This window comes from Paenibacillus thiaminolyticus (assembly GCF_007066085.1).
Classification (GTDB): domain Bacteria; phylum Bacillota; class Bacilli; order Paenibacillales; family Paenibacillaceae; genus Paenibacillus_B; species Paenibacillus_B thiaminolyticus.
Window position 1 is genome coordinate 4,103,055 of sequence record NZ_CP041405.1, and the last position, 14,264, is coordinate 4,117,318.

Annotated in this window: 15 protein-coding genes and 1 pseudogene; 1 reads left to right on the forward strand and 15 read right to left on the reverse strand. The window is 52.7% G+C overall.

Features of this window, described 5'->3' with window-relative positions; all coding sequences use genetic code 11:
- Nucleotides 1-22: 22 nt before the first annotated feature.
- The 8 genes and pseudogenes from FLT43_RS18335 to FLT43_RS18370 form a co-directional block, all read right to left on the reverse strand.
- Nucleotides 23-421, reverse strand: coding sequence for a hypothetical protein (locus tag FLT43_RS18335; protein WP_127510935.1), 399 nt, complete (start codon nucleotides 419-421; stop codon nucleotides 23-25).
- Nucleotides 422-585: 164 nt separating this feature from the next.
- Nucleotides 586-1,713, reverse strand: coding sequence for an ABC transporter permease (locus FLT43_RS18340; protein ID WP_087441503.1), 1,128 nt, complete (start codon nucleotides 1,711-1,713; stop codon nucleotides 586-588).
- Nucleotides 1,710-2,582: an ABC transporter ATP-binding protein gene (locus FLT43_RS18345; RefSeq protein WP_087441504.1), complete on the reverse strand. Its 873-nt coding sequence runs from the start codon at nucleotides 2,580-2,582 to the stop codon at nucleotides 1,710-1,712. The genes FLT43_RS18340 and FLT43_RS18345 overlap by 4 nt, the downstream gene beginning before the upstream one ends.
- Complete coding sequence (locus FLT43_RS18350; RefSeq protein WP_087441505.1) at nucleotides 2,566-3,393, reverse strand: hypothetical protein; 828 nt, start codon at nucleotides 3,391-3,393, stop codon at nucleotides 2,566-2,568. The genes FLT43_RS18345 and FLT43_RS18350 overlap by 17 nt, the downstream gene beginning before the upstream one ends.
- On the reverse strand, nucleotides 3,371-3,949 hold the full coding sequence (locus FLT43_RS18355; protein WP_244194107.1) for an RNA polymerase sigma factor: 579 nt from the start codon (nucleotides 3,947-3,949) through the stop codon (nucleotides 3,371-3,373). The genes FLT43_RS18350 and FLT43_RS18355 overlap by 23 nt, the downstream gene beginning before the upstream one ends.
- 101 nt (nucleotides 3,950-4,050) lie before the next feature.
- Nucleotides 4,051-4,809: pseudogene (locus tag FLT43_RS18360) on the reverse strand (ChbG/HpnK family deacetylase); the annotation flags it as partial.
- 202 nt (nucleotides 4,810-5,011) lie between these two features.
- A complete protein-coding gene (locus FLT43_RS18365; RefSeq protein WP_127510934.1) occupies nucleotides 5,012-5,215 on the reverse strand; it encodes a hypothetical protein in 204 nt (67 codons plus the stop codon).
- 177 nt (nucleotides 5,216-5,392) lie between these two features.
- The gene (locus tag FLT43_RS18370; RefSeq protein WP_087441536.1) at nucleotides 5,393-6,760 is read right to left on the reverse strand and encodes an amidohydrolase; all 1,368 of its coding nucleotides are present in this window, start codon (nucleotides 6,758-6,760) and stop codon (nucleotides 5,393-5,395) included.
- A gap of 283 nt (nucleotides 6,761-7,043) precedes the next feature.
- On the opposite strand from FLT43_RS18370, the gene FLT43_RS18375 reads away from it, so the two are divergent.
- Complete coding sequence (locus FLT43_RS18375) at nucleotides 7,044-7,496, forward strand: SRPBCC family protein (protein ID WP_087441509.1); 453 nt, start codon at nucleotides 7,044-7,046, stop codon at nucleotides 7,494-7,496.
- Between the two features lie 162 nt (nucleotides 7,497-7,658).
- Here the strand turns inward: FLT43_RS18375 and FLT43_RS18380 are convergent, their stop codons facing one another.
- The 7 genes from FLT43_RS18380 to FLT43_RS18410 form a co-directional block, all read right to left on the reverse strand.
- Nucleotides 7,659-8,606, reverse strand: a complete 948-nt coding sequence (locus tag FLT43_RS18380) for a polysaccharide deacetylase family protein (protein ID WP_087441510.1) — start codon at nucleotides 8,604-8,606, stop codon at nucleotides 7,659-7,661.
- A gap of 17 nt (nucleotides 8,607-8,623) precedes the next feature.
- Nucleotides 8,624-9,910, reverse strand: a complete 1,287-nt coding sequence (locus tag FLT43_RS18385; RefSeq protein WP_087441511.1) for an MFS transporter — start codon at nucleotides 9,908-9,910, stop codon at nucleotides 8,624-8,626.
- Between the two features lie 196 nt (nucleotides 9,911-10,106).
- Nucleotides 10,107-10,616 carry a DUF4825 domain-containing protein gene (locus FLT43_RS18390; protein WP_087441512.1) on the reverse strand — a complete coding sequence of 170 codons (510 nt, stop codon included), beginning with the start codon at nucleotides 10,614-10,616 and terminating at the stop codon, nucleotides 10,107-10,109.
- Nucleotides 10,617-10,662: 46 nt separating this feature from the next.
- A complete protein-coding gene (locus FLT43_RS18395; protein WP_244194108.1) occupies nucleotides 10,663-11,895 on the reverse strand; it encodes a hypothetical protein in 1,233 nt (410 codons plus the stop codon).
- Nucleotides 11,879-12,496 (reverse strand): ABC transporter ATP-binding protein, encoded by a 618-nt coding sequence (locus tag FLT43_RS18400; protein ID WP_087441514.1) that lies wholly within the window; start codon nucleotides 12,494-12,496, stop codon nucleotides 11,879-11,881. The genes FLT43_RS18395 and FLT43_RS18400 overlap by 17 nt, the downstream gene beginning before the upstream one ends.
- The gene (locus tag FLT43_RS18405) at nucleotides 12,493-13,434 is read right to left on the reverse strand and encodes a hypothetical protein (RefSeq protein ID WP_087441515.1); all 942 of its coding nucleotides are present in this window, start codon (nucleotides 13,432-13,434) and stop codon (nucleotides 12,493-12,495) included. The genes FLT43_RS18400 and FLT43_RS18405 overlap by 4 nt, the downstream gene beginning before the upstream one ends.
- Nucleotides 13,435-13,531: 97 nt before the next feature.
- Complete coding sequence (locus FLT43_RS18410) at nucleotides 13,532-14,062, reverse strand: hypothetical protein (RefSeq protein WP_244194109.1); 531 nt, start codon at nucleotides 14,060-14,062, stop codon at nucleotides 13,532-13,534.
- Between the last annotated feature and the right edge of the window lie 202 nt (nucleotides 14,063-14,264).

The following is a 14,264-nucleotide window of genomic DNA, read 5'->3' on the forward strand; positions in this document are numbered from 1 at the left end:
AAATCGTTAATGTAGAATATTACTAGTAGTTAACCGACGTAGTATCTTCCCATGTAGCAGAACCTACTTCCGCCTTATGCTCTGCAGATGCGGATACTGACAATGCAGGCACGTATTGTGCTTTGGCGGTAGCCGAGACTCCGGGCTGTTTCTCATAAGCCGAAGCTGTTGAAGAGCGAGTCACGGTTGCATCTCCATGCTTGTAGTAGTAAGTTACTTTAACATGAGAGTAGCAATTGCTGCCTCCACATGAAGTTTGTCCTGAGGCGCTGTCGCTGTAAATTGTTACCCTGCCAGAAGTATCATTATTTCCGGCTTTACCAGTCGTATAGGACTTGGCATAAACCCCGCTAGCAAATAACATCGACGCTGCCAGCACAGTAGTTACAAGAGTTAAACACTTTCTGCGGTTAAGCTTCAAGAGAATCACTCCTAATCAGTTATTAGGTGATTTGCAAGTGATTTTCCCATGGTGTTCCTACCAGTATTCGGCCGAATTAGTAGTACTAATACCACCCGATACATATATTACCACATGATTGGTTTATATGTAATATATAAATTTAAGCGCTTTTCCTAGACCTCCTAAGTCACCTGGTGCCGCTGGAACACACGCCGGGTTACCCAGACAAGAACTCCAGTGACGGCGATGACGCAGCTTACCGTAGCCACGGGATAGAGGACAGGGAAATGGAATATATTGGCCGTTTCGAATTCAGTAAATAACCTTGTAACTCGGATGAATTGGCTGTAGCTGAATGTGGTCAGCCACTCGATAATGGCAAATCGAATGTTGAACACATCATACAGCACGTAAGGGACGCCGAGTATTCCGCCCGCAATGAATAGCGTCAGGAACGATGATTTACACAAGGAAGACACGAACATGACCGCAAGCGCGAATGCAATGCATCCGATGATATGCACTACGAACTGAATGACGTAGTACTGTCCGGCCGTCCATGAATATGGCGAGCTCCGGAACGAGTGAGAGTCCATATATCTGCTTATGCTATAGAGCGGAGTGTCGGCTCCATCCAGATTACCGAACAGCAGCGCAATCACACCGAGATTGAATAGTTGGAAGGCGGCGCTGCATATGAACGCATAGAGAATAGCGGCACAGCATTTGGCGGAGATGAGCTGCCCCTTCCCGTACCGGCTGCTTAAGAGAAGGCTGTCCATTCCGGTTGCATATTCCTCGGAGTATAGCGGAGCCAGGCCGATAAGAATCATCACCCCCATGAAGGCAACGCCGAATTGATCCATGATATAGAATATATTGGCCCAAGGCTTGTTGTAATAGACTTGTCCTGTAGGAGGCCCCTTGTGCGTCAGGAGCTGTTCGTGCAGAGCATGCTGCTTGTATTCGTAACTGCCGGGAGCGCTAAGACGAAGCTTGTCCCGAATCTCCGCAAGCTGCTTCGTATAATGCTCTTGTAACGTGGGCACATCCCAAATATCCTGCAGCAAGCCGTTGTCAACGAGAGGCAATCTTCTGTCTTCATGTTCTCTAAAAATCAGCTCTACCTTGGCTATATCTTGTTCCGTTATGACCCGTTCATACGGTTTATATTTGTGGGAGGCGTCTTTGTAATAATCAATATCGTACACGATAAAAAGGCCATAGACGAGCAGCAGGAGCAGGCTGACGACAAGCACGCTTTTACGCGAAAAAATTTTGATTAATTCATACTTCAACAAATGTCTCATGCTTCAAACTCCTCGTTAAAATAGTGCAAATACAAATCTTCCAGCCCCGGCGATTCCGGCTGCGCCGAGGAGAAAGGCTGGTCCTTTGCCAGAATTCGCACCTCAATACCGTCCGGCTGGCGAAGGAGGTTCCCGATTTTGTAGCGCAGCTTCAACTGAGGCAGCTGGCTCTCATCGATCTTCGCCTTCCAGACCCTGCCTGTGAGTTGTCCCAGCAGCGAAGCGAGCCGATCCTGTTTCAGCAGCTGCCCTTCCTTCATGAGCAGAACTTCCTTGGCGGCATATTCGATATCCGACACGATATGGGTCGACAAAATGACGATGCGGTCTCCCGACAGCTCGGACAAAATATTACGGAAGCGAATCCGCTCCTTCGGATCGAGTCCGGCGGTAGGCTCGTCCAGAATTAGCACCTTCGGGTCATTCAGCAGCGCCTGAGCGATGCCGAGCCGCTGCCGCATTCCGCCGGAGAAGGATTTGATCTTTCGCTTGGCCTGATCCGCCAAGCCGACCAACTGCAGCATCTCATCGACCTTGCCGACGTCATAACCTCGATCCATTCCTTTCAACGAAGCGATATACATCAGAAATTTCCGGGCCGTAAACTCCTTGTAGTATCCGCATTGCTGCGGCAGATAGCCCAGTATGTCGCGATAGGCTTCTCCCAGCGTACGAATATCGTGATTGTTCAAGCGAATGCTCCCAGAGGTCGGGCGCAGGATATCGGCGAGCATGCGAAGCAGCGTTGTCTTGCCCGCTCCATTGGGGCCCAGTAATCCGTATACGCCAGGGCTCAGTTCTGCCGTAAAATGCCGCACCGCCTGCTTGTCCTTGTATTGCTTCGATATGTTGTCAATCGTTAGCTCCATAATTCAGACTTCCCTCCACGATAAATGAATGGCGCCGGACAAGGTGCATGCCCTCCCGAATGAGGAGCAGGAGCGCTCCGGCATTGATGATAACGGTGATGCCGATGTTGATTCCCATCAAGTACGGCATGACATTCGAATTCGTCAGCACGATCATGCCCAGCGCCATCCAGACAGCGGTCAGAACCATGATGGCAGATGTGCCGCGGATGCGCATGGCGATCCATAGGGAAATGGAGGCGACGATGATGAACGGCGTGAACCAGCTCCATGTCAGACTCCACAACGAAAAGTCATCCCGTACCAAATAAAGCAGGCCGGACAAGCATGTGTTCCATACTAGGCTGTGCAGCAAAATGAACAGCAACCGCGACAGCATAATCTCTTGAACGGATATTTTGCAGGCCAGCTCGACTTCGAGCACTCCCTGCTCTCGGCCCTTGAATACTTCTATCAATCCGATAATAAACGGAAGCGGCGCTAATAGGATGACTGCAGCATAGGAAGACTGAGCAGCCGCAATCGTGAACCACAGCCCTGCTCCGAATAGAATAAGGCAGCCGAGCCAGTACAAGCGGCTGAACATTGCGATGTCTGCTCCCGCCCGGCGCATCAATTCGCCCCATCGCCGCTTCGCAGGCGGTACTGCTGCCGGTTTTACGGGGACATGTTTTCTTAATGCTTCGATTGTCCGCTCTACCTCATTGTCGGTCGGGAGCTCTACCCGATAGGGCTTCAGCAGGTTGCGGATAGCTTCGTAATCGGCGTCATGCAGCTGTTCCGTTGGCTTACCCTTGCTTCCTGTGGTCACTGCCCTCACCTCCGGCCAGCAGTATTTGTTTGAGCTTGGATATTCCCGCTTTGATACGATATTTGATCGTAGACTCGCTCGTGTCCGTCATCACCGCAATCTCTCGAATCTTCATATCATGATAGAAGTTCAGTATAATCGCGTCCCGCTGCTTCTCCGGCAAGGAGAGTACGGCCTGCTTCGCTTGCTCCTGCTGATAGTGGCAATGGAACAGATCCCATACATTGCTGTTCTCATCCGGCATGTCCACTTCCAATTCCGTATGCGCATGCCGATGCCGGTACTGCTTGCTGCGGTAATAGTCATAGCAGTGATTGACGGCGATTTTCAACAGCCAATGCCGGAACCTCCCCTTGTCACGGTAGTTGCCGAGCGATTGCATCATCTTGATAAATACTTCCTGGGTCAGATCGTAAGCGGTATGCCGATTCCCGATTTTTCGATACAGATAGGAGTAGACGTCCGAATAATGGCGCTTCACAAGCACTTCCATCGCAGCTTGACTCCCGCCTCGAATCTCTTCAATTAATTCCTCATCGGTAAGCACGGTGCTCACCCCCTCCTCTAACTGTAACGAAAAAAGTCGAAAAAAAGACGAAGGGCTTGCGATTATTTTTGTAAATGAGTTGAAAAACGAAAGAATGGACCGGGCTCCATTTAAACATCGCCCGGCACCTGAAACACAAGCAGAGGCATACGCCTGGCATGCCTCTCTCTCAATCTATGACACTCTAGCCACATGTCCAAAGTGGATAAGTCGGAGCGCTGCACTCGAATGGCGTATTGCAGAATCGGAGAGGTTAAGGCGCGGAGCTCCCCATCCTTGGCCTCTGGTTCGATGCCGCGCGGATGATCGTTCTCAAGGTACCGGGGATGGCACATGATCTCGGTTGTTCCCTCGTGCAAATGATGAATATGGTGCAGGAGCCGGGTCAGGCCGTCATCGGCATCATAAGTAGCCATGATGAGACGATCGGTACGCAAGGGCCGCCTGATCGGGTCGTTGGACCAAGGATGCAGCCGCATCGGGATGTTCCTCTGCTGGGCGAATGACTTCATAACGGCATATACTTGGGGAACTTCAAGATGTGTATGATGATGGGAATCCAGGTGGGTAGGCATAATTCCGGCGGTGACCAGCTTGTTGAACTGATGATTCAGCTCAACTTCAATCTCCGCCTCTCTCCAGACATGTCGCTGTCCCGAGAAGCTGCCGTCCCCTCCCGCAAGGGATGGAACGCACTCAGGGGGAGCGATGGCGGTTCCGCAGGTTAAGTTGAAATGCAGGCCCACCCCTAAGGACGGAGTACGCAGCGCCCACCCGACAGCCTGCTGGAATGCCGGCATATTTGCCATGAGTGAGCTGCTGGTCACGGTTCCGAAGGAATGGGCTTCCATAATTCCTGTGTTGACAGGCTCGGAGTATCCTTAATCATCGGCATTCATAACCAGATATTTAGCCAAGCTTGGCTCCCCTTCATACACGAGATGAACATGTCTTGTTGTACGTGGGGGCTCATCTAAGAGTGCGCAGCTCACGCTACGAATCCATGACTGCGAAGAACTGTTGGCTCATGTGCCGATATTGGCCTTCCCTGTCAGGGCGTTTCCTCCATGGCTACAGCGTATGCTTTCGCTCCAAGCGGCGAAGAAGCTTTCTCGTGATTAGGTACGAGACGACAACAGAGATCACCAAGGAAAGCGAGGATCTAGACTGAGGTGCCTCGATTGAGCCAAGGATCGGGGTAATGAACGCTTGGGTAAGGATGAGAACGACGATAAAGCTGAGAGTGGCATGCACAATCTTTTTCGACCGGTTCACGGTTATACCTCCTGCTATTTGAGTGAGATGTTTCTTGAAATGAACGATAATCATAATTATCGGAAAATATGAGAAAATGGTGAAGAGCAGGGAGGCGGGCAGGAAAATTATCGAACAAAAAACCGCCATTTCTCAAAAACGAGGAAATGGCGGCTCCAAGGATAACCGTGTCCAAGATTAACGGACTTTCGTGACCGGATAAGGGTGCGGAAGCTCGATGCCCGCGCGTTCGACGATCGCCCGAGCCGTGTCCTGCACGCGATCGAGAATCGCGTCCTCATCCAGGGTGACAATGCGGCGATCCTTCATAATCCATTGTCCGTTGCACATCGACGATTCGACGTTGCTGGAATGCATCGCGTAGACGAGGGTCGATACGGGATCATGCACCGGCAGCACGCCTGCGCTGCGCGGATTAATGATGATAAGGTCGGCCTTTTTGCCTGCCTCCAGCGATCCGATCTCATCATCCCACCCGAGACAGCGCGCTCCGTTGACCGTCGCCATCTCCAGCACCTGCACGGCCGGCAGCTTCGTCGGGGTCAGTGTGCGGCCTTTGTGAATAAGCGCGGTGAGGAGCATTTCATCGATCATGTCCATCCGGTTGTTGCATGGGGCGCCGTCCGTAGCGATGGATACGGTAATGCCGCGTTCCAGCATCTCCGGAATTCGGGCGAATCCGAGCACGCGCATTGCGGCCGCCGGGTTGTGCGATACCTTCACATCGTGCAGACGGAACAGATCGATCTCCCGATCCGTCATCCATACGGTGTGAACCGCCAGCATATTCGGGCCGAGCACGCCGAGATGAGCCAGATGCTCTACCGTCGTTCGGCCGCGCTGCTCCTCCACGAAGCGGATCTCCTCCGGAATCTCCGCCACGTGCATATGGATGCCCACACCATGGCGATCGGCCAATTCCTTCGTGCGCACAATCAGCTCGTCCGAGCAGTTGAAGATCGTGCGCAGGCCGAACCAGACGCGCAGGCGCCCGTCTGCCTTGCCGTGCCAGCGCTCGAACAGTTCTTCCTGCACGGCGAGCGAGTGCTCCGTCGACTCCTGCCATGGCTCCGGCAGCCCTTCCGGCATATCCATCGTCGCGCGGCAGAGCACGGCCCGAACGCCTGCCTCCTGCACCGCACGGGCGATGCCGTTCACTTCCTTGCCGCCCGCCTCCGCGAACGTGGTCACGCCCGAGCGGATGAGCTCCAGGCTGCAAGCCAGCGCGGACAGATACGCTTCTTCCTCGGTCATGCAGCTCTCATAAGGGAAGACGCGCTTGTACAGCCAGGTGAGCAGATCGACGTCGTCGGCAATGCCGCGGCCGAGCTGCTGCATCGTATGCACATGCGTATTGATAAGCCCCGGCATGACCGTCTTCCCGTTCAGCTCTACCACTTCCGCATCCGCCCGCACCTCGGACGGATCGACTGCGCCTATCGCCTTGATGCGATCGTTCTCAATCAGCACATCGCCGTTCTGGAAGACGCGGCGCTCTCCATCCATCGTCAATATCCAGCCGTTCTTCAACCATACTTGTCTCACCGGATAATCCCTCTCTTCGCTTCTGCAGATGTTTATCGTCATTGTCGAGCAATTCACTTCATTCCTTGTTTACGATACCAGTCTAACCGACTCGATGTCAATTAAATCACGAACATTGAATAAATTTAACAGAGTTAACGTTCGCTTTTTTGGAAATCAGAAGCGGTGCACAGCTTGTCGCATTTTTACAATCCTTGCTCAACGGAAGAAGCTATAATCGAAGCAATATCGCGGCACGATATGAAGAGGGAGCCTTCTCCCTGAGAGCAGAGGAGTGAGTGAATTGGAAGATTTGAAATACGAGTTCTATATTGGCGCCCCTGTCGACACGGTCTGGAATACATTAATGTCACCGGAAGGGACGCGCCAAATCTTTTTTGGCAGCGAACTTCGGTCTACGTTCCAGGTCGGGGATACGTACGAATACGTAGGACCGGGTAATGATGGCGATGAGACGGTCCACGTGTATGGCACCGTGCTGCAGTATGAGCCGAACAAGGTGTTCAGCGGAACGGAGCATCCGGGCCCGTCCTATAACAGCAACCACGCCGAACTGGAGACGAGAATCACCTTCACGCTGGAGACGGTTGGCCAGTGCACGAAGCTTACGCTTGTTAACGATCAATGGCCGGAGAACCATCCTTCCTATCAGAATGCCAAAGCCCATTGGTGGATGATTCTATCCAACGTCAAGACGTTGGCCGAGACGGGCAGAACGCTGGATCTCGGGTGGTAGTCACTGATACTGCATATAACATAAGAAAGAGCCTTACACCAGAAAAGAGCACCTGCATATCGCGGTGCTCTTTGGCATGGTTACAGTCCTCATGATAAATAGAGACAAGAGAGGAGTCTGTGCCACAACGAGATGATTTGTCTCCTGCTTTTCCGCCGTTCTTCATCTGGCTCCGTTCCTGGATTCAGGGAGAAGCAGGGCGAGCAGGCGCAGCGCTCCTCTAAGCCTGACCGGTCTCCGCGTCTTCCGCACGTAACGGTAATCGGTCAGTTCCACCCCTGCATCACGCCTCGCATAGGCAAAATCATCGTCCAACATCAGCCGGTACTCCCATACTCGCTTTTCCCAAGAAGGAATCCGCGCTGCCATGGAACTGTCTTCCACTGCCGGGTGAATATACGTCTCGACGATGCCTTCCGGCAGATCGTACAGCTTGCCGATCAGCATCCGCTTGAAGCTGTCATAGGTCTCCCCCGCCTCGACATGATACGGGTGCGAGAGCAGGTAATCGGGCAGAGCGACGCCAAGCGCATCGGCGAGCGCCACCACCTTCCGCAAGGTCTGTGGCGCCCCAGCGATTGAGGCAAGGAGCTGATCCCGCTCATCGATGCGCCGGAACAGCCGGAAGGGCAAGCCCCAACGGGAGCAGCGCCACAGCACATAAGGCAGGAAGCTTCTGCCCGTGGCCATTCCGTACAGGCTGCCCATATGATTGTCGACGTGGGAGATGTCAATGCCGGCCACGCGGACGGCCCTGTATTGGGCATTCAGCTCTCTCTTCACGTCCCGGGTGTTTGCATGGCGTTCGAACGCTTCGACGGTGGCGTGCAGATAGCCAGACCCATCATGCAGGGACGGCCCTCCGGTCAGACCGCTCCAGCGGTATCCGTCGAACTCGCTGGTCAGCGTGAGGTGCAGGCCGACGTTCCGTTGGCCGGTTCGCCTGGACCATTCCGCCGCTTCCGCGAAGGCGGGAGCAGGGGGCATTATCGTCGCGGAGGACACAGTGCGCTCTTCCAGCAGATGCATGATGGCCTGATTGGCTGCCGTGCTCTGTCCGAAGTCGTCGCAATTGAGGATGAGTCGGGTGCGAATATGGCGCTGAGTCATGATGAATGGCTCCTTCTTCAAGAATGGGGGTGATCATTCTGCTTCACGGCTAGGGATAAGAGAAAGGCGACGGCCAGAAGGGAGAACGGGACGATGCTGATCAATACCCGGAACGTCCCTTCCGGGTTCGGTCCCGGGTTGTCTCCGCTCACATAGCCGAAGAACAGGCCGACGACCCAGAACGAGAGGGCCGAGATGAGACCGCTGGAGCGGGTGATGAAGCCGCCGACTGCCGTATAGACGCCTTCGCGGCGCTGTCCCGTCTTCGCGTAATCCCGATCGATGATCTGGCTGCTCAGCACCGGCGGCGTGACGAGGAAGCCGGCCAAGCCGAATCCGACAATGATGCCGGCGGCGATACCGCTGGCCAGGCCGCTGCCGAACCAGAGCGGAATGACGGACAGCCCGTAGACGGCCAGTGCAAGCCGCCAGCCGCGGACGCCGCCCAGCCGGTTGACGATCCAGTACCAGACCGCGACGAGCGGGATGACGGAGACGAAGACGGATGCCAGCAGCAGGGATACCTGCGATTCGGGAATCGCCAACACATATTTTGCGTAGAAGGGGATCATGGAGCTGACGAGGCCATTTACGGTCTGGGCGAACGAGTTGGCGATGTTGAACATCCAGAATTCGCGATTCTTCAGCGTCTCGCGGAACGCTTCCTTCAACGGGAGCGGCGGCTCCTGCTGAATATTCATATTTTCCTTGACGGAACCCATGCACAGCAGCATGAATACGGCGAAGAGAAGGGCGTAGACCAGGGACATATAGCCGAAGCCCATCACGGCGAACAGAATCGGAGTCAGGGCGGAGCCGATTAGGATAGCGACGATCTGGAAGCCTTGCTGGATTGCGGAGGCCTTCGCCCGAAGGCGTTGCCCGCGGAACAGCTCCGGGAACAGCGCCCCATAGTTGACCCAGATGACGGTCGAGACCGCTTCGAAGAGGAGAAGCGCGACGAGGAACCAGAGGAACAGGCTGTTCTGGTGCTGCGCCAAACCTTGCGGCACGGCGAAGATCATGCAGAACGTCATCATGAACAGCGGGATCGAAGCCCAGATCCACGGCTTGCGCCGCCCGAAGCGCGTTCTGGTGCGATCGGACCAATGGCCGAACAGCGGCTGGTTGACGGCATCCCAGATTAAATAGATCGTGCGGGCCAGCGTAGCCAGCCCAACGCCGAGCCCCAGCTTCTCGACGTAATAGTAGCTGTAGAAGGCGCTGAAGGCTTGTGTCGGCACCATCATCGCGAACATGCCAAGCGCGTAGGACAGCGGGGAATTGAGCCACGTTCCGCGCATCAGAGGCTCCTCCGTTCTTGGGAACTGTCTGCCGTCTTATGGAACGTTCGCAGAAGCGCTCTCATACGGCGTTGAATGAATCCGCTACTTACGTATGTATGCAGCCGGAGCGCGAATTAGAATGAGATTAAGCCTGCCGGGCGGCAGCCGCCGGTCCGCACTTTCGCGGGCCGGCCTGCGAGCTCTTTCCCCGCTGTCACTGCTGCTGCAGCTTCGCAAATAACTGATCCACTTTGTCTTTATCCGGTACGAACTCCTGCGTCAACTTTCTGAGATCCTGTTCGTTCTCGAATTGATCCAGCTCTTTGCCGTACCAGCTCTGCAATTGTTCTCTGGTGATGAGGTAGCTCTGGCCCTCGAGCTCCAGGTGGACCTGGTCGACATTCTGTACCAAGGCGAACAAAAAGGTAGCGTTGAAAATGACGGTCTCTCGAATCTCACTTTCACTCATCGGAGAAGCTGCCTCATTGTACTGCACCGTGATACGGTAAGGCTTCTCGGCCGTGTTCAGCGAGAACTGCTTCAACCGGTCGCTCTGCGGCAGCATCCCCAGAATGCTGCCGATGGCGCTGTTATCGCCGACATAAGAATTTTTGTACTGGAAAATGTCTTTGTCTCCAGCGCCTGCGCTACGGCTGTTCGAGTCGCACCCCGCGAGCGTCAACAACAGGACAAATAAAAAAATAAAAGGTCTGCTCACTTTCATCGATGATCCTCCCTGTTCAGTCTGCCCTCGATTTCGAAGGATGGCGTCATTCGAATTCCTTGTTCGTCTTCAGCAAAGTCAGAATATCTTTGGACGTGTAGCCTTTGGCGATGATTAGCACAATAATTCGATTAATTATAAATAATACTATCATTAGAAAAAATAGTAAAGAAAATGAATATAACAAAAGCCGCTCCTTAACGAACAGCAGACAAATGATCGCGGTGTATGCCGCGATTCCTGCGGCAACTTGGCCAAAAATACGATTTATGTTGCCCGCGTATATATGTTGAATCATCCGATCCTCATATCCGAACTGTTTTAAGATGCCCATGTCTTTCTGCTGCACCTTTAAAAAGGAATGAAACGACAGCAGCACGTGCGAAGCGGTAATGATGAGAATAAGACTGGCCAGCGAGACGGACAACACAAGCGTATTGTTCATGGATTGGCTGAAATCGTCGAAAGCTTTGAACGTATAGTTGGTATTGTATCCCTTGTCATTCACGAGTTCGGCAATCTTCTCGACCTGCGACAAATCATCCACATAGATGTACATCTTCCTCAGCGCTTGAATGCCGAAGGGATTGTCCTCGTCGTATTGCGCGACGAATTCATCCCACGAGACGGAATACGCCGCCTCAATCATATCCTTGTACGTTGCGCTGCCGACATACACGCTGTCCAGTTGTTCGTCATTATATAGGGAGAAGGGGTTGTTCTCGGCCACGCCGGTGTGGTGCGTTACGGTAAAATCCGCGAAGCGGCTGCTGCTAAGGCCGTCTTCATGAATCTCAATTACGGGAATCCGCAAGGTGGCGGCGGGCCCGATATCGGTCTTGCCGCAGGTCACCGCCCGTTCCAGGCTGCAGTCCCCCAACAAGGCGGCGGCGTCCTCGTCCAGGCCGTAAATAAAGTGCGTGTCCCCCTTGCTGTCCTGAATCCCGAAATTAAACTGATATTCTTTGAACATGCGATACTTCGTCCCGGACGCCAGCGAAGAAATGTGATCGCGCAAAATAGGTTCATCGGCAAATTGCAAAGGCACAGCGTGCATGGCGTTCCCTCTGGCCGAAGTAATCTCGATCGTATGCGTATTATGGTTCGCAATAAAATCTTTTTCTACTTGCAAGTACTGGTTAATGAAAAATACGGACGCCGTTGATATTAACACGAGCGAGACGACAAAGAGTAAAATCGATATTTTCAGGTGCGAGCTGGATTTCTTCCGGATTAGACTAGAGATGTTTGCCGCTTTTTGTTTATCGTTTTTCATCATGCAATCTCCCATGCTCCAACGTAAGATTGATGCTGGCATCGATGAGCCGGTTGTTTTCATGACTGACGATGATGACTAATTTCCGATGAAACGCAGACACGATCGCTTCATAAATCGTTTTTTTATTGTGCAGATCCAGCTTGGAAGTCGGTTCATCCATCAAAATAATATCGGGATCGGAGATGAGGATGGAAGCCAGCTGCACTCGTTGTTTTTCTCCCCCCGAGAGCATCGATATTTTCCGGTCCGCCAGATCGAGGATATTGAACTGGGCCAACGTGCCCTCGGCAAGTGGAAGGAAGCCTGCGTCATCGCGGTTGCGCGCCCTATACTTAATATACATGTTCTCTCTTGCCGTCAGATTCGAGAAAAGCATTTCATCCTGAAACAGATATTCGATTCTTGTATTCGGCTGCATTTCCAGCCTGCCGGTATCCGCTTCAATATATCCCGCGATAATATTCAACAGGGTCGTCTTGCCGGAACCGCTCTCCCCTCTGATGATATAGATACGGCCAGCATGGAATTCGAAATCGATGCCGTCGAGCAGCACTTTATCGCCGAACTGCTTGGCTATGTTGATCAATCGAAGACTGCTCATCGGTCCCCCCCAGGCTTCAATGGGATGCGATCGATATGCCCTTGGCAGTAGACCGTAATCTGATGGTCCTCGATCGAAAAATCAATGATGTTGGTTGCGGTCCCAATGACTTGCTTCGTTGCTGTATCGATGGCGTCGAGAGCGAGGTTGGCATCGCTGTCGGGATAGATTTGAATCAGGATACCGCTCCCGGAATCGAAATAATTGAGGGGTTGCTTAACAAAACGTTCCTCATCGTTGTAAATATATTGGTGATCCGACACCAGGAGGCGGCCATTCAAGGCATATACTTCGCTTGCTTCCAGATTCTCCTGGACGAGCTGCGGCTTGCTTGACAAGTCAGTGACATCTAATGCATATAGGGAGTAAGCATTAATGGCTTCCTCATAGGTAGTGTAGAACAGATGCTGGCCGATGAGGACGCCCGAAGAAACGAGCCCTGTTACATTTGAAAAGTCGGACAGCGTATTGTCCGAGTTCAACTGCGCGATCGAGCGTTTCGATTCCATACCATTAGTGTCATAATAGCTCCGAATGAATAGATGCTTCCCGCCGTCCGTCGCCAGAGGGAACACGGCTTCGTTTTTCTCGTCTCCGAGGCGATGGAGCTCTGTAATCTCCTTCGGGTCGACCGACAGAATGACGAAGCCGTTCGTGAGGCTGTTGCCGGCGGTAAAGTAGCGGTTATGTGCCTCATTGAACTCATACTGGATGAAATTGACGATATTGGACTGCTGTTCAACGGTTTTGGCATCTACATTATAGGATAATAATTTCTGGGAATAACGGTTATACAGGTAGATGCAATTCTCCGTTGAACCGCACTCCGGCAGCGCGACCCTGGGCGGAGCGTCTGCTATCGTGCCGGGGCTGCCTTTGCCGCAGCCCGTGGCCAAGGAACAAAGAATGAACAGGAATGCGAGTGCGAACTTTTTCATTTCTCCCCCTCATCGGAATGGTTGTCGTCTATATTGAAAAATAAAGAATCGACAGATGCGTCTGCCGATTCTTTATTTAATTGTATCCGCTCTTTAATTATACGCCGGCGCTGATCTCGTACGTTTTCGGATCGCTAGAGAGCTTCACCTGTGCCTTGTTGGTCGTTACAATCGTTCCGCTCCGGTAATCTTTCTTCGGTCCGATGACGATGTTCGAGCGCCAATCCGAGGATTTGGAGCCGTTGGAGTTCTCCCAATATTTTTCCTTCGTAGATACCGACTGCCATGACGAGCCGCCGCCGGCGTTGGCTCCGTCAGCAGATACGCCCATGCTGATGGAGGCGGAACTTCTTAGTGACGCGGTGCTCTTCCAAGAGGCTCTTACTCTTTGCACTGTTTTGGAGCCGCTATAGACCGCTGATACTTGCCAATCCCATTGATACGTGTTGCCGGAGGATGTCGGCGACGTACTTCTCCATACATTCGACGTTAATTTGCCTTGACCTCCCGGAATCGTTAACGGTTTGGATTGGGAATCAGCGAAGGACACCCCGGAAAATAAGGACAAGCTAAGAACAGGTACGGACAATAGTGCCAATAATGATTTGTTTACTATCTTCTTAGTCACCAATGAGACCTCCATGAATAAAGTGATATATTTGAAAGCTGGCCAGCTAATCAAATCATACCGAAGCATGGATCGAACCTAAGCAATGATGAGATGGAATCGCTGCTGGAGTTAGGCAAGAGAGCATAAGTATCGGTTTATGCCGCACACGGAGTATGTCAGAATCGGAGCGTATGGAAGCTAAGACGCTTCCCTTATGTAA